This is a genomic window from Streptomyces sp. NPDC107562 (genome assembly GCF_055657325.1).
In genome coordinates this window covers 251319-270524 of sequence record NZ_JBVKBE010000010.1, presented here as the reverse complement: position 1 = coordinate 270524, position 19206 = coordinate 251319, and the positions used below count along the sequence as shown (strand labels likewise).

The following is a 19206-nucleotide window of genomic DNA, read 5'->3' as shown; positions in this document are numbered from 1 at the left end:
GGAAGCACTGGGGCCGACCTGAAACACAGGCGGGCGGTTACGCGCACGCTCGTTCAATTCGGGTCACCCTTCGGCTCGCGGGCGGGCGGTCCGTGCACCTCGGGCCCGGCCTGCCGGTCACCCCGCGCACGGTCGGGCCCCGGGGGCACGGGTCTGCGGTCCGGGTCGTCGAGCAGGATCGCGAGATGGCGCCCCACGTGGTTGTCCCACCCCTCGGGCCCGGCGGCCAGCGCTTCCTTGCGCCATCTTCCGGTCCGCTCCACCAGACCGGCCAGCCCGCGGTCCTGCACGATGTCGGCGACGGCCTCCTTGAAGGCCGGGTCGGCGCAGTCGCCGCGGTGCCAGATCATGGCCGGGACGCCCGCGCGCAGGCCCGCGAGATAGGCCTGGCGGCTGGTGGGCGAGTCGCCGCCCGGCGGTTCGCTCAGCACCAGGCAGACGGCGTGCTCGTCCTCCTTCAGCTCCCGCTCCAGATGGAAGTGCGAGTGGCCGGGCCGGTTCCAGTAGGGGTGCGTGTCGGCGGGGCGTTCCTTGAAGTGCCGCCACTTGTTGTGCCAGGGACGGTGCCAGGAGGCCCTGCGCAGCCGTTCGAAGCTGCGCACCAGGACGGCGTAGTCCATCACCAGCGGGGTCGGGGAGGACGAGTCGGACTCCTTGTGCCACCACTCGACGGGTTCGCCCAGCAGTTCCCACGGGAGGATGAACTCCAGCACCACCGGCTGGCGCAGGTCCGACCAGCGTTCCTCCGTCTGCTCGATGAGCTGTTCGACCTCGGAGGGGAGTTCGTCGCGGTGCAGATGCACGGTCTCGCCGGGCACCGGATGCCAGCCCTCGGCGTCCGACTGCCGCCAGTGCGACAGGTAGTAGCGCTCGCGGTCCACGCCGTCCGGCTCGAACTGGATCATCAGATACGCCGGCATCAGCGAGGACGTCACCGGTTCGGCCACGGCGCCGCCGCGCTGCCACTCGGCCATCTTGTCCTCCAGGCCCCAGGCGCGGGCCTGACGACGGTTCCAGCGGCGCAGCAGCTCGGCCGCGTCCGTCCGACCGTCCTCGACCAGCTGGTCGGCGGCCAGGGACACGAACGCCATGCTCACCGGGAGTTCCTTCGCCGCCGAGTTGTCCCCCGCCAGGCGCAGGAAGACGGTCCAGCCCGTGTCGCACCACTGCGGCAGCTCCTGGGTGCGCGAACGGCTCGCGCGGCGGGCCATCGCGGCCAGCGTGGAGGCGGAGCGGATCTCCCGGAGCAGCGGCCGCAACGGATGCAGATCGGCCCCGTCGAAGAAGTCGACGGCCTCCCACTCGTCCACCAGCCGGTGCAGTGCCGTCACGCCGGACGACTGCTGCTCGACGTACCCCAGGCAGCGCACCAGGCAGGGCATCCCGTCGGGGACGCCCGTGCACCTCTCCACCAGGCGCAGCAGCCAGGGCCGTAACGCCTCGCCGCGCGGCGGTTCCACCGGGGCGCCCAGTTCTTCGGCCAGCATGGTCACCAGCAGATCCGCGCTGCTCGTGTGCCGCATGGTCGCCGACTCCTGGAGGACGTCCACGACTTCGGCCACCAGCTCGTTGCGGACCCGTGCAGGGCTGCGCCCTTCCACCCCCGTGACCTCCCGACCGCCACCAGTCCCGCCTGAGTTACCACTGACAGTGCCGACCAGCGTACGGCCAGTCGTCCCCCCACGTCAGGGGGTCGAAACGAGCGTCCTGCGGCTCATCGTTCCCCTTCCGCCTCGTCACCCGAGACCAGCACGTCGTGGTGCGTGCCGTCCGGTGCGACGAGTTTCGGCTGCAGGGTCAGGCAGATCCGGTGCGTCCGCGACGACTCGACGCGCGCCTCACCGTCCGCCTCCACCACCCAGAACCGCACCTTGCCCCCGGCCCCGCCGGTCCGCCCGACGGCCACGGTCGCCTCGATCTCGACCGGTCCCAGCTCGAACCGAACGGGCCCGTCGCCGCCACCGGCCAGCGCGGAGTTCAGCTCGTGCCTCAACTCCCGGATCATTTCGGCTAGTTCGACCATGCCGGGATCCTAGCCCCTGTCGTCGCGCTCCCGTCCGCCTCGCGACGCCGGGCCGGCGCGCAGGGACTCGACCGCCAGTCTGGCCGTCGTACCGATGACCGCGTCGGCCGCCGGGAGGGTGGCCGCCGGGTTGGCGGTGCGGGTGAAGACGGCCACTGCGTAGCGGCCGCCGTCGGGGTACTCGACGACGCCGACCTCGTTGCGCAGTGTCGGCAGGGTGCCGGTCTTGCCGGCGACGTGTACGTCGTCGAAGGGGAAACCGGAGGCCAGGCGGTGCGGCCAGACCTGGAGGCCGAGCAGCCGACGGACCGCCGCGGCTCCTTCGGGGCCGCCGACCTCGTCCCGCCAGACGGCGCGCAGCAGACGGGTCATGTCGCGCGGCGTGCTGCGGTTGGTGCGGGCCGGGTCGAGCGCCCGGAGGCGGGTCAGGACGTGCGGGTCGGTCAGCACCCGCGCGCCCCCGGGACCGGCGTCCTCCCGCAGGGTGGCGAGGAGTTCGCCGAAGGTGTGCACGGCGTGCGTGCGGGTCAGTCCGAGGCGGGCGGTGGTGCGGTTGACGGCGTCCAGGCCGACGCGGTGCAGCAGCAGGTCGGCGGCGGCGTTGTCGCTGACGGCCGTCATCAGGTAGGCGAGGTCGCGCAGCGACATGCGTACGGCGTCCCGCATGGCGGCCAGACCGGTGGGGCCCGGGGTGCGGCCGGCGGGCGGGCAGTCCACCGGCTCGGTCAGGTCCAGCCCGCCGCCGGCGGCGAGTTCGTGGAGGGTGACCAGCAGGCACAGCTTGTGGACGCTGGCCGTGCACACCGGCTGGTCCGCGCCCGCGTCGAGCTGCGCCCCGGTGTCGATGTCGACGGCGTGCAGCCAGCCGGTGACGCCGGCGTCGGCGAAGGCCGCGCGCACACGGCCGAGGGCGTCGGTCACAGCCAGTACTCCGATGCCGGGCGCAGATGGAGCGGACGGGCCGGTACGTCGGGGGTGGCGCCGGCGGTGGCGCGCAGCGCGTGGGTGGCCGCGTCCGCGAAGGCCGTCACCGCGGCGCCGCCGCGGCCCTTGGGCCAGGCGACGGAGTGCCGCCAGGCCAGCGGCGCACCGGTGAGCGGGCGCCAGACGATGTCCGGGCCGGCCAGGGTGTCGCGGGGGGCGAGGGCGACGGCCCCGGCGGACAGCACCAGACCGCGCACGAAGCTGGCGCCCTGCGCGTGACGTACGGCGGGCGGGGTGTAGCCGTTGCGGGCGCAGGTGGTGAGGAGGTCGTCGTAGAGCGCGGGGGCGTCGCCGCGCGGGAACAGGATCAGGTCGCGGCCGGTGAGGGAGGCGAGGGACACCTCGCCGGGGCCGGCCGGCGCGGTTCCGGCCGGCAGCAGCACGCCCAGTTCGCGGCGCAGCACGGGGCCGAGCTCCAGGCCGGTGATGTCGCACGGGTGGTGGATGAGGCCGACGTCCAGTTCGCGGGAGGCGAAGCGGGCCAGCTGGCCGGCGGTGGACAGTTCGTGCAGCTCCAGTTCCGGCGCGGTCAGGTCGTGGCGCCGGTCGAAGTCCGCGAGGAGGGCGGCGACGGTCTCGCCGGAGAGGTCCGGCGGCAGCGCGGCCCGCAGGAGGCCGGTCTCGCCGTCCCGGAGGCGGTGCGCGGTGGCCAGGAACTCCTCGGAGCGGGCGAGCAGTTCCCGGGCCCGCGCCAGCAGCAGGGCCCCGCCCTCGGTGATCCGCACCTGCCGGCTGGTGCGCTCGAACAGGCGCACGCCCAGTTCACGTTCCAGGCGCTGGATGCGCTGCGACAAAGGGGGCTGCGCCATGCCGAGGCGGGCGGCGGCACGGCCGAAGTGTGACTCTTCTGCAACAGCCACGAAGCACTCCAGGTGCCGCACCAGGTCCACGAGCAGCAAGCATATCGGGAATTGATGAATACGAGATCGATATGCGTTCTGGACAGACGGGCGGGGGCGTTGTTGTCCTCGGGCCATGGACAACCGCGACGCGTATCTGCCGGACTCCGTGTACCGAGCCCCCGCCGGACGGGCGGCGAGACGGCGACGAGGCGGGGTGAGAGCCGTGACCGCGGTCGCGGTGGCCCTCGCCGTCGGGGCGGGCGGCGCGTACGCCGCCGGGGTCGGCCCCTTCGCCGGGGGCGACGAGGGACCCGATCCGGCGGCCCTGGAGCAGGCGCGGGCGTTCCTGGCCGACTGGGCGGGCGGCCGGCTGCCGAGCGCCGCCGCGCGGACGACGGATCCCGGTACGGCCCAGGAGGTGCTGGGCAACTTCACGGGTGGGCTGGACATCGCCGAGCCGCGACTTGTGGCGGGCGAGCCCACGTCCGCCGAGGACGGGAGCGTCACCGTCCCCTTCACGGCCCGGATGCCCGTCACCGGCCTGGGGACATGGACGTACCGGTCGAAGCTGCCGTTGCGTGAGGCGGAGGAGGGCCGTTGGAAGGTGGACTGGCGGCTGTCGCTGGTGCATCCACGGCTGAGCGGGACGGAGAAGTTCCGTCTGGAGCGCGAGAAGCGGGATGTTCCGGAGGTCACCGACCGGGACGGGGCCACGCTGCCGGTGGGCGAACTCCCCTCGCTCGCACCGGTGCTGGGGCAGCTCGCAGGCGGCGGGACGGGTTCCGGGCCGCGCGGCGCGGTGCGGCTGGTGGACCGGGTGACCGGGGAGGTGGAGCGTACGGAGGTCCGGTTCGGGGGGACGGAGGGCCCCCGGGACGACGAGCCCGTGCGCACGACGCTCGACGCCGACTGGCAGTCCGCCGCCGAACGGGCGCTCGCGCACGAGACCGAGGGGAAGAACGCGGCGCTGGTCGCGCTGCGCATCGACGACGGGGAGATCCTGGCGGTGGCCAACTCGCCGGCCTCCGGCTTCAACCGGGCCGTCTCCGGCACCTACGCGCCGGGCTCCACCTGGAAGATCGTCACGAGCACCGCCCTGCTGCTCAAGGACGCCGTCGCCCTGGACGACGTGGTGGACTGCCCGAAGTACCTGACGGTGGGCAAGCAGTTCCGCAACGTCGAGACCTCGGAGTTCCCCGGGGCGACCTTCCGCAAGGACTTCACCGAGTCGTGCAACACCGCGTTCATCGGTCTGCGCGACGAGCTCGGGGACGGCGAGCTCGGCGAGGTCGCCGGCGAGTACTTCGGGGTAGGACGGGAGTGGCACGTCGGGATCCCGTCGTACGACGGTTCGGTGCCGGCGGCGCGGGACGAGACCGAGAAGGCGGCGTCGATGATCGGGCAGGGGCGGTTGCAGGCGAACCCGCTGATCATGGCGTCGGTCACGGCCACGGCGGTCTCCGGCAGGTTCCACCAGCCGACGATCACACCGGGCGGCGCGGGCGGGGCCTCGGTGCCGACGACCCCGCTCCCGGACCGCGTGGTCGCGCAGCTGCGGGAGTTGATGCGGGCGACCGTGACGGAGGGCACGGCACGGGCGCTCGCCGATCTGCCGGGCGACGTCGGGGCGAAGACCGGCACGGCCGAGGTGTCCGAGGAGCAGGACAACAACGGCTGGCTCGTGGCCTACCGCGGCAATGTGGCGGTGGCGTGCGTGGTGGAGGAGGGCGTGACGGGCGGGGGCTCGGCGGGCCCGGTCGTCCACAGCCTGTTGAAAGCGGTGCCCGAGTGAGGGACGGCGAGGAACGCGCCCTGTCCGGTCCCTCCCGACGGCAGGTGCTGCTCGGGGCGCTGGTGGTGCCCCTGGGCGCGTCGTCGTGCGGGCGCGGCCGGCCCGAGCAGCGGCCCTCCGCGAGCCCCTCCCGCCCGGCTGCCCGTCGTACGCCCGACCTGTCCCGCTACGCGGCGCTGGAACGCCGGTACGGAGCCCGGCTCGGCGTGTACGCCGTGGCCACCGGCTCGGGTGCCACGCTCGCCCACCGCGCCGACGAGCGGTTCGCGTTCTGCTCGACCTTCAAGGCGCCGGCCGCGGCGGCGGTCCTGCACGCGCACCCGATCGGCCACCTGGACGACCGGATCACCTTCACGCGGGCCGACGTGAACTCGGTCTCGCCGGTCACCGAGGACCACGTGGGGACCGGTATGACGGTGCGCGAACTGTGCGACGCGGCCGTCCGCCACAGCGACGGCACGGCGGGCAACCTGCTGATGCGGGACGTCGGCGGCCCGGCGGGACTCACCGCGTTCCTGCGCGGTCTCGGCGACGAGGTCAGCCGGGTGGACCACTACGAGCCCGAACTCAACCGCATGGCACCGGGCGACCCGCGCGACACGACCACGCCCCGCGCGATCGCCGGGACCTACCGCGCACTCGTCCTCGGCCGCGCCCTGCCCGCCGACCGCCGCGCGCTCCTGACGGACTGGCTCGTCCGCAACACCACCGGCGACGCCCGCGTCCGGATGGGTGTCCCCCGGGGCTGGACGGTGGCCGACAAGACCGGTACCGGCACCTACGGCCGGGCCAACGACGTCGCGATCCTCTGGCCGCCGCACGGCGAGCCCCTGGTGCTGGCCGTGATGACCGACCGCCGGGGACACGGCGCCCCACCCGAGGAGGCCCTGATCGCGGAGGCGACCCGTCAGGTGGTGGCCGACCTCACGTGAGCGCGTGACATGAGTCCGTGACATGAGTCGGGGCCCGCACTCCGTGGAGTGCGGGCCCCGAGCTGCATCACGCGTCAGGCGGGAACGATGTTCTCGGCCTGCGGGCCCTTCTGGCCCTGCGTCACGTCGAAGGTCACCTTCTGGCCTTCCTGAAGCTCGCGGAAGCCGCTGGTGGCGATGTTCGAGTAGTGAGCGAACACGTCGGCGCCGCCACCGTCCTGCTCGATAAAGCCGAAGCCCTTTTCCGCGTTGAACCACTTCACGGTGCCAGATGCCATATTCAATCTCCCTAAAAACGAGTGCTCCTCTCAAGCTAGCACAGTCATGGGTATATGGCCTGGGCGATTCTCGTGCCCTCGTATTCTGTTTTTGGGTGCAGAAATTCTACGCCGGCCGCGACAGATATTCAGCGGCCTTCGGGGTGGTGCCCTTTTCCCTGACCCGTCAGCTGCCGCCGGGCCTCGGCGAGCTGGTCCTCCAGGCTGATGATGCGGCAGGCGGCGTCGATCGGGGTGCCCTGGTCGACCAGTTCCCGGGCGCGCGCGGCCATCCGCAGCTGATGGCGGGAGTAGCGGCGGTGGCCGCCCTCCGAGCGCAGGGGGGTGATCAGCCTGGCCTCGCCCAGGGCGCGCAGGAAGGCCGGAGTGGTGTCGAGGACGGCGGCCGCCCGGCCCATGGTGTAGGCGGGGTAGTCGTCGTCGTCGAGGTTGTCGACGGTGGGGGCGGACTCGTCGGCCGCACGATCAGGGGGCACACAAAAACCCTAGCCTGAGGGAGGGGCGAAATCTGTGCCGGCCGCGACAGAATCGCCCCTCACCGGGGCCCGGGGGTCACCCGAAGTGCCGCAGGAGGATCAGAGGCCGAACTCCTGCGGGGACAGGCCCAGTACCGAGCACGCCTCCCGCAGCACCTGCTCCTCGGCCGGGGCGATGTACCCGTCGGCCCCGGCGATGACGAAACCGGTCTGCACGACCGCGCGCGCCTCCGCCGGCTTCTTCGCCGCCTTGGCGATCTCCTGGAGGACCTGCGTCTTGCCCTGCGGGAAGTCGAACGACAGCTGGTCCACGTGCTTGCTGAACCGCTGGCGCAGCTGCTCCGGCGGGAAGTTCTGCAGGACGTCGTTGTTCAGGATGAGCGACTCCATCTGCTGCCGCTCGGTCGGGTCGACATGCCCGTCCGCCGCCGCGACCAGGGCGCACATGGCCATGCTGGCGTCCCGGTAGGCACCGCTCTTCAGCTCCGTCTTCAGGGACGAGAGCTGCGTCTTGAGCGTGCTCACCAGCTGGGCGCGCGAGCCGCCGGAGGAACCGGAACCCGGCCGGCCGTGACCGCCGGGAGCAGCGAACCCGCCCTGGCCGCCCTGCATGCCGTGCCCACCCTGTGCGCCGGAGCCGCGCGCCCCCTGAGCCTGCTGCTGCAGGTTCTTGGCCTGGTCCTTGATCCGATCCCACATAGCCATTCCGTGCCACCTCGGCTTCAGCCGTGTCGTTCCGGTCGTCCGTGCGCGTCCGCGCACGTCGTCGTGGCAACGCCTGCCCGTTCCCCGAAGTTCCATGGCGCGCCCGTACGGCCCAAGGCGTTCCCCGGACCGAGGTGACGCGGATCACTCCGGCGGAACGACCAGTTGTCCGCCCGGAGCCGGTCCCCACCGACGACGCATCGCACGGTTCCCGGCAGAAGAGGACGTGACCACCATGACCGCACCCGTGAAGGGCCCCGCCGCCTACTTCCCCTCGATCGAGAAGAAGTACGGCCGCCCCGTCGCCGAGTGGAAGGACCTGATCCGTTCCTCGCCCCTGACCCGGCACATGGAGCTCGTCTCCTGGCTGAAGGCCGAGCACGGACTGGGCCACGGCCACGCCAACGCGCTCGTGGCACACACCCTCGCCGAGAGCTCCGACAGCTAGGGCCTGTTACGGGAACGGCTGCTGCCCGCGACGCCCGGCGCGCCCCCCCGCACGGCTCGAAAGTCCGTCGCCCCGTACGAGGGCTTACGGACGGCACGCCGAGAGGGACGCACCGGACGTCGCGCCGCCGCCCCGCGGACGTCGGCGCCGCTCTCGCGACAGGCCGTGCCGCCGGCGGGCCGGGCGCGAGGCGGCGGTTCAGACGAACGCGCTCTCGCCGGTGATCGCCTTGCCGACGATCAGGGTCTGCATCTCCCGTGTGCCCTCGTAGGAGTACAGGGCCTCGGCGTCGGCGAAGAACCGCGCGACATCGTGGTCCAGCAGGATCCCGTTGCCGCCGAGGACCTCGCGGCACCAGGCGACGCTCTCGCGCATCCGGGAGGCGACGAACGCCTTGGCCAGCGCCGAGTCCCGGTCGCGGAAGATGCCGGAGTCCTGGAGGCGGGCGAGCTGCACGAGCATGCCCCAGCACGCGGTGATGTTGCCGAGGCACTTGACCAGGTGGTCCTGCACCATCTGGAACCCGGCGAGAGGGCGGCCGAACGCCTGGCGCTCCTTGACGTACTCCAGCGCCAACTCGTACGCGCCGATCATCACGCCGAGCGACATCCAGGCGACGCCGCCGCGGGTCTGGCGGAGGATCTCCGCGACGTCGCGGAAGTCGTTGATCCGCTGGAGCCGGTCGGCCTCCGGGACCCGGACGTCGGTGAGCGTGATCTCGGCGTTCTGCACGATACGCAGCGCGATCTTGCCCTCGATCTTCTCCGGCCGGAAGCCCGGGGTGCCCTTCTCGACGACGAAGGCCTTGACCTGGTCGTCCTCGACGTCCCGGGCGAACACCACGACGAGATCGGCGAAGGTCGCGTTGCCGATCCACTTCTTCGCTCCGTTGAGCACCCAGGTGTCCCCCTCGCGCCGGGCGGTGGTGCGCATGCCGCCCGCGACGTCGGAACCGCCCTCCGGCTCGGTCAGCGCGAAGGCGGCGACCTTGTCCAGGTCGGCCAGGGCGGGCAGGAACCGCTCGCGCTGCTCCTCGCTGCCGCCCGTGTGGAAGGAGGAGAAACCGAGGTCGTTGTGGACGCCGAAGAACGTGCAGACGGAGGCGTCCGTACGGGCCAGTTCCATGGCCAGCATGCCGCCGAGCAGATGGCTGACGGCGGGCTTGTGCTCGCCGTACCCCTCGTACCCGAGCGCGACCAGACCGCTGCCGCGGAACTTCTCTATCAGCTCCGGCGGCAACTCCGCCTTCGCCCAGGCCTCGTTGACCAGCGGTTCGATCTCGTCCCGCAGGAAGGTCCGCGCCTTCAGGAGGATCTTGCGCTCCTCGTCCGGGAGGAGTGACTCGAAGTGGTAGAAGTCGGCGGTGAGCTGGTCCTCCAGCGGGCCCACGGTGGTCATCTCGGTTCGTCCCCTCGTCCACTCCTGATGCGTAGAGCCTCGTATGCCCCGCGTCCCACGGACCGAACGGCGTTGACAGGAGCCCCTGCCGCCTTCCATCATCATTCCACTAATCAAGTAGTTAAATGGTGGTGGAAGACGTGAGTGGACGTGAGTGACGGTCAGTACGCCGGCGACACGGCGTTGGAGGCCTCCGGCGTGGGGGTGCGCTACCGACGGGGCTGGGCCCTGCGGGACTGCTCCTTCCGGCTGCCGGCCGGGCGGATCTGCGGTCTTGTCGGACCCAACGGGGCGGGGAAGACCACCTTGATGGGCATCGCAGCGAACGTGCTGGAGCCGACCGCGGGCATGCTCCGGGTGTTCGGCGCGGCCCCGGAATCGGCGGAGGCCGGCCGGCGCACGGCCTTCCTCGCCCAGGAGAAGCCGCTCTACCGCCGCTTCACGGTGGCCGAGACCCTGCGCATGGGCAGGGAGCTGAACCCCGGCTGGGACCAGGGGGCCGCCGAGGGCATCGTGCGCGCCGGGAACGTGCCGCTGCACGCCAAGGTCGGCACCCTCTCGGGTGGGCAGCGCACCCGCGTCGCCTTCGCGCTCGCCTTCGGCAAGCGGCCCGACCTGCTGCTCCTCGACGAGCCGATGTCCGACCTCGACCCGGTCGTGCGGCACGAGCTGATGGGCACCCTCATGGCCGAGGCCGCCGAGCGCGGCACCACCGTGCTCATGTCCACCCACGTCCTGGCCGAGCTGGAGAACGTGTGCGACTACCTGGTCGTCGTCGCCTCCGGAGCGGTGCGCCTCGCCGGTGACGTCGACGAGCTGCTCGCCGTGCACCGGCTGGTCACCGGCGTCCACGAGGGTGAGGGCCTCCCCGCAGGACTCGCGCCGCACACCCTCGTCGAGGCCCGCGTGACCGGACGGCAGTTCACCGCCCTCGTCCGTGCCGAGGGGCCGGTCACCGGCCCCTGGGAGACGGCGGCCCCGACCATGGAGGAACTCCTGCTCGCCCATCTGCGCTCCGCCGACGCGCCCTCGCTGATCACCCCCACCGCGCAGGTGCACGGCTCCCGGGCGGTGGCCGCATGAGCACCCTCACCGGCACGCCGGTCACCACCGGCGCCGAGGCCCCCGCCTCCCGGCGGCCCCTCCTGTCCGGCATGACCTGGCTGGTCTGGCGCCAGCACCGGGCCGCCTACCTGACGCTGCTGGGCGCGAGCGTGCTCCTGCTGGCCTGGATCGTGTTCCAGCGCGGGCGCCTGATCGACTTCCTGACCGGCTACGGCTGGCCCGCCACGAGCCTCGACGGACTGGGCACGGAGTTCGAGCCGTACGCCGCCGCCTTCGGCCCCGTCGCCACCGCGCTCGGCATGGTTCCCGTGGTGCTCGGCGTGTTCGTCGGCGCCCCGCTGCTGGCGGGCGACCTGGAGCACGGCACCGCCAAGCTGGTCGCCGCGCAGAGCGCGAGCCGCACCCGCTGGCTGGCCACCAAGCTGGGGCTGACCGCGGTGGTCGTCACGGTGAGCACGGTCGCGCTGTCCGTCGCGTTCGGCTGGTGGTGGGCGCCGGTCAAGGAGCAGGGCACGGTACTGGACTGGACGAGCACCGCCTTCGACACCACCGGCCCGGTGCCCGTCGCCCTCACCCTGTTCACCGTCGTCGGCGGTGTGGCGATCGGCGTGGTGCTCCGCCGCACCCTGACCGCCATGGTGGTCACCTTCGGATTCGCCGTCGCCGTCCAGCTCGCCTGGGGCCAACTGCGGCTGTCCCTCGGCGACGTGGTCACGGCCACCACGAACAAGGGCGTCCTCGCGGAGAACTCGTTCCCCACCCTGCCCGACGCCGCCTACCAGATCGACCAGTCGTACCTCACCGGCGGCGGCGAGCTGCTCGGCTGGAGCACCTGCGTCGACTCGCCGTCGGAGCAGGCCCGCGAGCTGTGCCTGAAGCAGGCCGACGTGGTCGGCTGGTCGGTGGACTACCTGCCGATGTCCCAGATGGCCGGCATGCAGTGGCTCGGCGCGGCGATCCTGTGCGCACTGACCGCCGTCGTCGTGGCCTTCCTCTTCGTGTGGGGACGCAAGCGCCTCGTCTGAGACGCGGGCCCGGGCAGGGCGCCTACCGACGGGTGGCGCCCTGCTTCGGGATCAGCCGCGAGGAGGAGTCCCGCTCGCGCGAGGTCCGGGCGGAGCCCGGGGGTTCCCTGCGGCCCTCCCGGGGCGCGGAGCCGCGTGACTCCTCGGCGCCGGGTGACGGGGCGGGCGGCCGCGAGCGGTGCCGGGGCAGCGAGCGCCGGGGCGGACGGGTCAGGGTGATCTGCCTTACGAGCTGCTGAAAGCAGGCAAGCGCCGCCAGACCGGGCAGGGCCGCGGTCACGGTGTCGACGACCGTCCGGGGCGCCTGCGCGACACATAAAAGCATCGCCGCCGTCGAAAAAAGGAGAATCACACACCAGGAGTGCACTGCCCGGCGCTGATGGAGTGCGGCCCGCAGCACGGACAGCGAGGCCACCAGCCAGGGGCCGTAGATCAACAAGGGCCACAAGGAAACAATGCCGTCGTGTGTTCGGGAAACGGAAAGGCGCAGCGGTTCGTAGACGGCCATTCCGCCGAAGAAGCTCACGCTGCACGCGATCACCGCCGCCAGCGCGGCGAGAAACCGGCTGACCGCGCGCAGGGCGTTGCGGCCGACACGCGCACGGGGCTTGCGGTGACCTTTCGGGGAATCCCTCAGCGGTGGCAGCTCGGCCGTGATCTCCTGGAGATTTCCGAGCGGCGAGCCGGGGACGGGATCGGTGACCGAGGCATCCGCCGGGGGAACGTAGGTCGGCTCCTCCGCCAGCGCGTCCTGGAGCATGAACGCCAGTTCCTCGGCGGGGTCCCAGCCGGAGTCCGGGGGAACCAGGGGCTGCGGGTACGGTTCGGCGGGGCCCCGGTGCCGGCCGGTGCCGTGGGTGCCATGGTCGCCAGGAGTGCCATGCGTGCCATGGCTCTGCGTATACATGACCAAGCGCTATTTCGCCGTGGGGAAGCCGGTCGCACCCTGGGGTCCGAGCCACCTGCGCGCGAGATCGTCTTCCAGATCGGCCATGACATCCAGGAAATTACGGAGAATCGGCTCGGTGGCCCGGAGGGTGACCGGGGGACCGTCTTTGGTGAGTGTTCCGTTGACACTGGCCGAGCAGTGGGCCGGGGCCGGAATGTAAGTGTAGGGACCCAGCGTCACCGCATGTCCCGCAGCCCTGCCCCCTCGCTGCTGACTCGCCAACAGGCCGAAAATACCGTCCCTGGTTGCCTTGGTCATATCCAAACTAACGGCACCCCATTCCGCCGGATGCGCAGCAAACGGGTGAACGATTAAGGTAATAAAAAGGTCACTGCGAGTGGAATAAAGTGATGACTGGTCTTACATTCCGCGAGGCCGTCGAAGATCAGACATCCCCGCCGATGTGACCCGGATCACCGGCAACGGGTGCATAGGGGAGGCCCCGCCGACGTCTTTACTCCAGGTGAAGGCGACCGACGGGAGCGGGGGCGGTGCGGATGGAGCAGGCGCGGGCGGGTGAGTTCGACGCGTTCGTCACGGCCCGCTGGCCGTTGCTGCTGCATCTCGCCCGGCTGCTCGTCGGCGGCGACCGGCATCGCGCCGAGGACCTGGTGCAGGACTCCCTGGTCAAGCTCTGGTTCGTGTGGCCGAGGATCGCCGAGGAGGCGCCGGAGGCGTACGTCCGCAAGGTCATGGTGCGGGCGGCGGCCCGCTCGGGCCGCCGGCTCTGGTGGGGTGAACGACCCGTCGACCGGCTGCCCGACGTGGCCGGGGCGGACGACGTGTCCGCGGACGTGGCGGAGCGCTCCCGGCTGGAGGCGGCGCTGGCCCGGCTGACACCCCGGCAGCGGGTGGCCGTGGTGCTGCGCTACTACCAGGACCTCCCCGAGCAGCAGGTGGCGGAGGTGCTCGGGTGCCCCGTGGGCACGGCCCGGTCCCATGCCGCGCGGGGAGTCGCACGGCTGCGGCAGTTGCTCGCCGACGTCGTCGAACCGGTGCGGTGAAGGAGAGCCCCATGGACCACTTCGAGCGGCGCCTCGCACGGATGATGCGGGAGAGCGAGGAGCACGGCTCCTTCGGTCCGCGGCACCGGGAACGCCTCAGGGAAGGGGTGCGGGCCCGCCGCCGGGTCCGGGCCGCGCAGCGCGCCGCCGGCTCCGTGCTGGCCGTCGCCGGAATCGCGCTCGGGCTCCTCCTGCTGCCCGGCGGCCCGGACCGGGTCCAGCCCGCCGGGCCCCCGCCGCGGCCCGGGGTGAGCCCGGTACCCTCCGGCACGGGGCCGACGCCGCCGCCGGACGCCTCGGGCGGGTCCCCATCCCCGCCCGCGTCGACGTCACCCGCGCCCACGGGCGGGGCGAGCGCCACGACGACCCCGCCGTACTCCACCTCCCACCCGCCCTCGGGCACGCCGGACCCGACGGGCCGCGGCGCACCGCCCGGCGCGCCGACGGCGCCGGCCCGCCCGTGACCGGCAACCGCGACCCGCGGCCGTCGGCGCCCGCGTGCCTTCGGCATACGCTGCGCCCGAGCACCCACAAGGACGAACCAGTGACTGAACGAGGGACCGCCGCCGTGAAGGACGTACATCCGCTGCCCCGACGCACCCCGGTCCCGACCGATCACTCCGACCCCGTCCTCGACGTGGTCGTCCCCGTGTACAACGAGGAGACGGACCTGGAGCCGAGTGTGCGGCGGCTGCACGCGCACCTGAGCGAAACCTTTCCCTACGCGTTCCGGATCACCATCGCCGACAACGCCAGCACCGACCGCACGCCGGAGATCGCCGTCCGGCTCGCCGGTGAACTGGCCGAGGTCGAGGAGCTGCGGCTCGACGAGAAGGGGCGCGGCCGGGCCCTGCACGCCGCCTGGACCCGTTCGCCGGCTCCCGTGCTCGCCTACGTCGACGTCGATCTGTCCACGGAACTGGCCGCGCTGCTCCCGCTCGTCGCACCCCTGATATCCGGGCACTCCGACATCGCCATAGGCACCCGGCTGGCCCGGGGCGCCCGTGTCGTGCGCGGTCCCAAACGGGAGTTCACCTCCCGCTGCTACAACGCCCTGCTCCGCTCGACCCTCGCCGTGGGCTTCACCGACGCGCAGTGCGGTTTCAAGGCGGTACGTCGGGACGTGGCCGAGCGGCTGCTGCCCCTGGTGCGCGACACCGGCTGGTTCTTCGACACCGAGATGCTGGTCATCGCCGAGCGCGCCGGCCTGCGCATCCACGAGGTGCCGGTCGACTGGGTGGACGACCCCGACAGCAGGGTCGACATCGTCGCCACCGCCCTGGCCGACCTGCGCGGGATCGCCCGCATCGGCTCGGCGCTGGCGCGCGGCACCCTGCCGCCGGCCGAACTGCGGCGCAGCGACGGCGACGAGCCCTCGGGCGGACTGGTGATGCAACTCGTACGCTTCGCCACCGTCGGGGCGGTGAGCACCCTCGCGCACCTCCTGCTGTACTCGCTGCTGCGCCCGGTGGTGGGGGCGCAGGCCGCGAACGCGCTCGCGCTGCTGATCTGCGCGATCGGCAACACGGCCGCCAACCGCCGCCTCACCTTCGGCATCCGCGGCCCCGGCGGCGCGGTGCGTCATCAGGCCCGGGGGCTCGTGGTGTTCCTGGTCGGCCTGACACTCACCAGCGGCTCGCTCGCCCTGCTGCACCAGGCGGCGCCGTCCGCCGGTGCTCGTGTCGAGCTCGCCGTGCTCATCGCCGCCAACCTGACCGCGACACTGCTGCGCTTCCTGCTTTTCCGGGCGTGGGTGTTCGGCACCCGGCCCCGACGGCGGACAGAGCCCGGCATCTCATGACCACGACGCTCCCCGGTCCGGCCACCTGGAACGCGCGGTTGCCGGACCGGTCACCCCTGCCCGGACGCGGGCACCGGCTGCGTCGCGCGGTCGCCCGCCACGGCCCGGTGCTCGCCCTCTACGGCGGCCTGAAGCTCGTCGGCTTCGCCTCCTTCATGTACCTGCTGCACACCACCGGCGACTTCCGCTCGCGCCACCCGCGCTTCGGCGGCGGCGCCCAGCCGTGGGACGTGCTCGCCACCTGGGACGGCTGGTGGTATCAGCAGATCGCCGCGCACGGCTACGACCCGCGGCTGGTGCCGGTGCCCGGAGCCACTGGCATGATCACGCTCGAAGGCGACTCGGCGGCGTTCTTCCCCCTCTACCCGGGGTTGATGCGGCTGGTCACCGAGGTGACGGGACTGGGCACGTACGGCGCCGGGATGCTGGTCTCCGTCGTGGCGTCCTTCGCCGCCGCCCTCGGGATCCACGCCGTCGCCGCACACTTCGGCGGCAGGCGGGCCGGGCTGGCCGCGGCCGGGCTGTGGGCCGTGTGGCCCGGCTCCGGCGTGGAGTGGGCGGTGTACTCCGACTCCCTCTACGTGGCGCTGGCCGCCTGGGCCTGTCACGCCGTCATGACCCGTCGCTGGCTCACCGCGGGTCTGCTCACCTTCGCCGCGGGCCTGAACCGGCCGACGGCCGCGGCGCTGATCGCCGCCCTCGGGGTGGCCGCGGTGCTCGCGCTCGTGCGGGACCGCCGCCGGGACGGCGTCCTGCGGCCGCTGGTGGCGCTGGCTGTCGCGCCGCTCGGCCTGCTCGCCTACCTGGGCTGGGTCGGTCACCGGATGGGGGACCTCGGCGGCTATTTCACGCTCCAGTCCGGCGCCTGGGCCCACGAGTTCGACTACGGCCGGCAGACCCTGGACGTCCTCACCTCGGTCCCCGTGGGCAGTGACGACTACCTCTTCGCCATGCCGTACGCGGACATGATCGGCGTCGGGGTGGTGCTGCTGGCGCTCGCGCTGCTGCCGCTGCTGATCCGGCTGCGGCCGCCCGCCGTCCTCGTCGTCCACACGGTCGTGACCCTGGTGCTGGTCCTCGGCAGCCAGCAGATCTTCGCCAACGTCTCGCGCTACCTGTTGCCCCTGTTCCCCCTCTACCTCCCGCTCGCCGTGGCCCTGCGCCGCCTGAGCGCCCTCCACCTCTGCACCCTCCTCGGCACAGCCGCCCTGGCCTCCGGCTCCTACGCGGGCTACGCCCTCTTCGAACTCGGGGTCCCCTAGCGGAGAACGGCCGCACGGGCGAGGTTCGCACAATGACGGACACCCCCGCTGGGGCGCCCCTACGATGGCCGACATGCATCCGAGGGACCGTCAGATCAGCGCGGAGATCGGCCTGCCCTTCCTGAAGATCGGGACCAACGACGTCGGCGCGTTCTTCAAACGCCGGGCGCGGCAGCCCAGCGGTCCCTTCCTGCTCATCTCGGTGACCAGCGGGCTGGCGCTCGACACCGCCTTCCACAACGCGGACGGCAGCCATCCGCACCTGTGGGGACCGCACGGCCAGCCCCACCAGCTGTGGTACCTGGAGGCTTCCGGCCATGGCAACGACGTGCACATCGTCTCCGCCGCCAACAACCTCCGCCTCGACGGGCAGGGGGCCGCGGCCGGTCACCATCCGCGGATGCGGGGCCACGCGGACAACGGCGCGGCCTGGCAGCGCTGGCACGTCTTCCCGGCCCCCGGCTTACGCGCCCATCGCATCGTCAACGCCGGGACGGGCCAGGCGCTGGACTGCCCCCACGAGGCCGAGCCGAGGACCATGCCGGTGTTCTGGGAGCCGCACGACGGCGACAACCAGCAGTGGCTGCTCGCCATGCCGTTCGTGATTCCGGGCGACGCTTCCTGAAGGGCCCCCGGCACCCGACAAGGCGTACGACGGGCCGTGAGCCGGTCAGGCCGGTGCGGGCCGGTCGCCGGTGTCCTGGCCGAGCAGACGCGTCACCGCCTCGGCGGCCCGTACCGAGGCGTCGCCGCAGCAGTTGTTGAACAGCACGTGGAGCCGCTCGACGCGTCCGGCCAGCGCGCGCAACCGCGGCAGCCACTCGGCGAGTTCGGCCTCGCCGTACGCGTACCGGAACCGGTCCTCCTTGCTGCCGGTACCCCAGGCGGCGCTGCGCCCGTGGAACCGTACGACGGACAACCGCGGCGAGGTGACCGGGGTGACCGGCGGCACGGAGGACGGCAGGTCCCTGTTCATGTCGACGGCGACGGCCGCCATGCCGTACCGCGCGAGGAGCGCGCACGTGGCCTCGGCCCGCTCCGCCCGCCACCACCCGGGGTGCCGGAACTCGACGGCGACGGGCCATCCCTGCGTCCGCCGGGCGGTGTCCGCCACGAACGCCTCGGCCCGCGCCCCGGGCCGGAACCACGGCGGGAACTGGAAGAGCACGGTCCCGAGCCGGCCGCCGTCGCGCAACGGCGCGATCCCGGCGGCGAACCGGTCCCACACCGCGTCGAGCACCCCCGGATCCCGGCTGTCGGCGGGCAGGCCGTCCGGCATCACGGCGCGGCGCGTGGGATGCCCCGTGAGCAGCGAGAAGGCCTTCACGTCGAACACGAACCCGGCCGGCGTCCGCTCCACCCACAACCGGCTGTTGCGCTCGCCGGGCAGCGCGTAGTAAGCGGCGTCGACCTCGACGACCGGGAACCGCTCGGCGTAGTGCCGCAACCGCCCCTCGGCGTCCCGCCGACCCACCGGATACCAGCCGCTGCCCACCAGCGCCGGGTCGGCCCACGAACACGTACCCACCAGGATGTCGCCCATGGAGGCCGGTTACCCGGCCGTCCCGCGCATGTGCTCAGCCCGCATCGCGACCCGGCCGCTCGGACGCCTCGTCCGCGGCGCGGCGGTACTCGGCGTTGATGCGCTGTGCCTCCTCCAGCTGGTCCTCGAGGATGACGATGCGGCAGGCGGCCTCGATCGGGGTGCCTCTGTCGACGAGCTCGCGGGCGCGTGCGGCGATCCTCAGTTGGTAGCGGGAGTACCGGCGATGTCCGCCTTCCGAGCGGAGCGGCGTGATGAGACGGGCCTCCCCGATGGCACGCAGGAAGCCGGGGGTGGTGCCGAGCATCTCGGCGGCCCGGCCCATGGTGTACGCGGGGTAGTCGTCGTCGTCCAGACGATCGCTGAGCGGAGAATCTGCTGCCATGTCACCTCGTTGTGCAACGCGTCGCGGGGCCCTCGCGCCGTACGGCACCAGGGCCCTGGGGGAAATTCAACACCATCCACCCGCCCCGACGCCGTGCCGCCCGTTCGTTCCGCGAGAAGGGACACGTCGGTGAGGGCCCTGCCGACGCGCGTCGGCAGGGCCCTCACCTGGTCTTTCTTGACGCCTGACCGTCGATTCGTGACGGCCGGGCGACCTCGTACGCGTCCCCGGTCCCCGACCGGCCGCCGTCCGGACGACGACGCGAAGCGTCCGGACAGGCCCTGGGCGGGCCTG

21 protein-coding genes are annotated in these 19206 nt (G+C 72.4%); 10 read left to right on the top strand and 11 right to left on the bottom strand.

Going from position 1 to position 19206, the window contains the following annotated elements; all coding sequences use genetic code 11:
* Positions 1 to 53: 53 nt before the first annotated feature.
* The 4 genes from ACZ7LV_RS26630 to ACZ7LV_RS26615 form a co-directional block, all read right to left on the bottom strand.
* On the bottom strand, positions 54 to 1601 hold the full coding sequence (locus ACZ7LV_RS26630) for a VMAP-C domain-containing protein (RefSeq protein WP_471942793.1): 1548 nt from the start codon (positions 1599 to 1601) through the stop codon (positions 54 to 56).
* Positions 1602 to 1714: 113 nt separating this feature from the next.
* A complete protein-coding gene (locus ACZ7LV_RS26625; protein WP_471942791.1) occupies positions 1715 to 2023 on the bottom strand; it encodes a trypco2 family protein in 309 nt (102 codons plus the stop codon).
* Between the two features lie 9 nt (positions 2024 to 2032).
* A complete protein-coding gene (locus tag ACZ7LV_RS26620; protein ID WP_471942789.1) occupies positions 2033 to 2944 on the bottom strand; it encodes a serine hydrolase in 912 nt (303 codons plus the stop codon).
* Positions 2941 to 3897: a LysR family transcriptional regulator gene (locus ACZ7LV_RS26615; protein ID WP_471942787.1), complete on the bottom strand. Its 957-nt coding sequence runs from the start codon at positions 3895 to 3897 to the stop codon at positions 2941 to 2943. Before ACZ7LV_RS26615 ends, ACZ7LV_RS26620 begins: the two co-directional genes overlap by 4 nt.
* 175 nt (positions 3898 to 4072) lie before the next feature.
* On the opposite strand from ACZ7LV_RS26615, the gene ACZ7LV_RS26610 reads away from it, so the two are divergent.
* A complete protein-coding gene (locus ACZ7LV_RS26610) occupies positions 4073 to 5641 on the top strand; it encodes a penicillin-binding transpeptidase domain-containing protein (RefSeq protein WP_471942785.1) in 1569 nt (522 codons plus the stop codon).
* Between the two features lie 20 nt (positions 5642 to 5661).
* Positions 5662 to 6573, top strand: a complete 912-nt coding sequence (bla, locus tag ACZ7LV_RS26605; RefSeq protein ID WP_471942854.1) for a class A beta-lactamase — start codon at positions 5662 to 5664, stop codon at positions 6571 to 6573.
* Positions 6574 to 6647: 74 nt separating this feature from the next.
* Here the strand turns inward: bla and ACZ7LV_RS26600 are convergent, their stop codons facing one another.
* The 3 genes from ACZ7LV_RS26600 to ACZ7LV_RS26590 form a co-directional block, all read right to left on the bottom strand.
* The gene (locus ACZ7LV_RS26600; RefSeq protein ID WP_007383480.1) at positions 6648 to 6851 is read right to left on the bottom strand and encodes a cold-shock protein; all 204 of its coding nucleotides are present in this window, start codon (positions 6849 to 6851) and stop codon (positions 6648 to 6650) included.
* Positions 6852 to 6979: 128 nt separating this feature from the next.
* Positions 6980 to 7249 (bottom strand): helix-turn-helix domain-containing protein, encoded by a 270-nt coding sequence (locus ACZ7LV_RS26595; protein WP_471942852.1) that lies wholly within the window; start codon positions 7247 to 7249, stop codon positions 6980 to 6982.
* A gap of 177 nt (positions 7250 to 7426) precedes the next feature.
* The gene (locus tag ACZ7LV_RS26590) at positions 7427 to 8032 is read right to left on the bottom strand and encodes a tellurite resistance TerB family protein (RefSeq protein ID WP_401675382.1); all 606 of its coding nucleotides are present in this window, start codon (positions 8030 to 8032) and stop codon (positions 7427 to 7429) included.
* Positions 8033 to 8267: 235 nt separating this feature from the next.
* Here ACZ7LV_RS26590 and ACZ7LV_RS26585 point away from each other — a divergent pair, with 235 nt between their 5' ends.
* Positions 8268 to 8480, top strand: coding sequence for a DUF4287 domain-containing protein (locus tag ACZ7LV_RS26585; RefSeq protein WP_471942783.1), 213 nt, complete (start codon positions 8268 to 8270; stop codon positions 8478 to 8480).
* Positions 8481 to 8678: 198 nt separating this feature from the next.
* Here ACZ7LV_RS26585 and ACZ7LV_RS26580 read toward each other — a convergent pair whose 3' ends face one another.
* Positions 8679 to 9878, bottom strand: a complete 1200-nt coding sequence (locus ACZ7LV_RS26580) for an acyl-CoA dehydrogenase family protein (protein WP_471942782.1) — start codon at positions 9876 to 9878, stop codon at positions 8679 to 8681.
* Positions 9879 to 10028: 150 nt separating this feature from the next.
* Here ACZ7LV_RS26580 and ACZ7LV_RS26575 point away from each other — a divergent pair, with 150 nt between their 5' ends.
* Both ACZ7LV_RS26575 and ACZ7LV_RS26570 read left to right on the top strand, forming a co-directional pair.
* Entirely contained in the window at positions 10029 to 10961 is a 933-nt protein-coding gene (locus ACZ7LV_RS26575; RefSeq protein ID WP_471942780.1) for an ABC transporter ATP-binding protein, read from the top strand.
* Entirely contained in the window at positions 10958 to 11968 is a 1011-nt protein-coding gene (locus tag ACZ7LV_RS26570) for an ABC transporter permease subunit (protein WP_471942778.1), read from the top strand. Before ACZ7LV_RS26575 ends, ACZ7LV_RS26570 begins: the two co-directional genes overlap by 4 nt.
* A gap of 22 nt (positions 11969 to 11990) precedes the next feature.
* Here ACZ7LV_RS26570 and ACZ7LV_RS26565 read toward each other — a convergent pair whose 3' ends face one another.
* Positions 11991 to 12875 carry a hypothetical protein gene (locus tag ACZ7LV_RS26565; protein ID WP_471942776.1) on the bottom strand — a complete coding sequence of 295 codons (885 nt, stop codon included), beginning with the start codon at positions 12873 to 12875 and terminating at the stop codon, positions 11991 to 11993.
* A gap of 539 nt (positions 12876 to 13414) precedes the next feature.
* On the opposite strand from ACZ7LV_RS26565, the gene ACZ7LV_RS26560 reads away from it, so the two are divergent.
* The 5 genes from ACZ7LV_RS26560 to ACZ7LV_RS26540 all read left to right on the top strand — a co-directional run bounded on the left by ACZ7LV_RS26560 (position 13415) and on the right by ACZ7LV_RS26540 (position 17609).
* Positions 13415 to 13921 (top strand): SigE family RNA polymerase sigma factor, encoded by a 507-nt coding sequence (locus tag ACZ7LV_RS26560; RefSeq protein ID WP_471942850.1) that lies wholly within the window; start codon positions 13415 to 13417, stop codon positions 13919 to 13921.
* 11 nt (positions 13922 to 13932) lie between these two features.
* The gene (locus ACZ7LV_RS26555) at positions 13933 to 14385 is read left to right on the top strand and encodes a cellulase (protein WP_471942775.1); all 453 of its coding nucleotides are present in this window, start codon (positions 13933 to 13935) and stop codon (positions 14383 to 14385) included.
* An 80-nt stretch (positions 14386 to 14465) separates the two neighbouring features.
* Positions 14466 to 15722: a bifunctional glycosyltransferase family 2/GtrA family protein gene (locus tag ACZ7LV_RS26550; protein ID WP_471942774.1), complete on the top strand. Its 1257-nt coding sequence runs from the start codon at positions 14466 to 14468 to the stop codon at positions 15720 to 15722.
* Positions 15719 to 16984: a hypothetical protein gene (locus ACZ7LV_RS26545; protein WP_471942773.1), complete on the top strand. Its 1266-nt coding sequence runs from the start codon at positions 15719 to 15721 to the stop codon at positions 16982 to 16984. Before ACZ7LV_RS26550 ends, ACZ7LV_RS26545 begins: the two co-directional genes overlap by 4 nt.
* Positions 16985 to 17057: 73 nt before the next feature.
* The gene (locus ACZ7LV_RS26540; protein WP_471942771.1) at positions 17058 to 17609 is read left to right on the top strand and encodes an RICIN domain-containing protein; all 552 of its coding nucleotides are present in this window, start codon (positions 17058 to 17060) and stop codon (positions 17607 to 17609) included.
* Between the two features lie 45 nt (positions 17610 to 17654).
* Here ACZ7LV_RS26540 and ACZ7LV_RS26535 read toward each other — a convergent pair whose 3' ends face one another.
* Both ACZ7LV_RS26535 and ACZ7LV_RS26530 read right to left on the bottom strand, forming a co-directional pair.
* Entirely contained in the window at positions 17655 to 18527 is an 873-nt protein-coding gene (locus ACZ7LV_RS26535) for a DUF72 domain-containing protein (RefSeq protein WP_471942769.1), read from the bottom strand.
* Positions 18528 to 18561: 34 nt separating this feature from the next.
* On the bottom strand, positions 18562 to 18912 hold the full coding sequence (locus tag ACZ7LV_RS26530; RefSeq protein WP_471942767.1) for a MerR family transcriptional regulator: 351 nt from the start codon (positions 18910 to 18912) through the stop codon (positions 18562 to 18564).
* Positions 18913 to 19206: the final 294 nt, after the last annotated feature.

Coding starts and splice junctions, on each gene's coding strand:
- ACZ7LV_RS26545 (WP_471942773.1), top strand. CDS start 15,719: ATGACCACGACGCTCCCCGGTCCGGCCACCTGGAACGCGCGGTTGCCG.
- ACZ7LV_RS26590 (WP_401675382.1), bottom strand. CDS start 8,032: ATGGCTATGTGGGATCGGATCAAGGACCAGGCCAAGAACCTGCAGCAG.
- ACZ7LV_RS26535 (WP_471942769.1), bottom strand. CDS start 18,527: ATGGGCGACATCCTGGTGGGTACGTGTTCGTGGGCCGACCCGGCGCTG.
- ACZ7LV_RS26540 (WP_471942771.1), top strand. CDS start 17,058: ATGCATCCGAGGGACCGTCAGATCAGCGCGGAGATCGGCCTGCCCTTC.
- ACZ7LV_RS26570 (WP_471942778.1), top strand. CDS start 10,958: ATGAGCACCCTCACCGGCACGCCGGTCACCACCGGCGCCGAGGCCCCC.
- ACZ7LV_RS26585 (WP_471942783.1), top strand. CDS start 8,268: ATGACCGCACCCGTGAAGGGCCCCGCCGCCTACTTCCCCTCGATCGAG.
- ACZ7LV_RS26560 (WP_471942850.1), top strand. CDS start 13,415: ATGGAGCAGGCGCGGGCGGGTGAGTTCGACGCGTTCGTCACGGCCCGC.
- ACZ7LV_RS26580 (WP_471942782.1), bottom strand. CDS start 9,878: ATGACCACCGTGGGCCCGCTGGAGGACCAGCTCACCGCCGACTTCTAC.
- ACZ7LV_RS26565 (WP_471942776.1), bottom strand. CDS start 12,875: ATGTATACGCAGAGCCATGGCACGCATGGCACTCCTGGCGACCATGGC.
- ACZ7LV_RS26555 (WP_471942775.1), top strand. CDS start 13,933: ATGGACCACTTCGAGCGGCGCCTCGCACGGATGATGCGGGAGAGCGAG.
- ACZ7LV_RS26625 (WP_471942791.1), bottom strand. CDS start 2,023: ATGGTCGAACTAGCCGAAATGATCCGGGAGTTGAGGCACGAGCTGAAC.
- ACZ7LV_RS26530 (WP_471942767.1), bottom strand. CDS start 18,912: ATGGCAGCAGATTCTCCGCTCAGCGATCGTCTGGACGACGACGACTAC.
- ACZ7LV_RS26595 (WP_471942852.1), bottom strand. CDS start 7,249: ATGGGCCGGGCGGCCGCCGTCCTCGACACCACTCCGGCCTTCCTGCGC.
- ACZ7LV_RS26600 (WP_007383480.1), bottom strand. CDS start 6,851: ATGGCATCTGGCACCGTGAAGTGGTTCAACGCGGAAAAGGGCTTCGGC.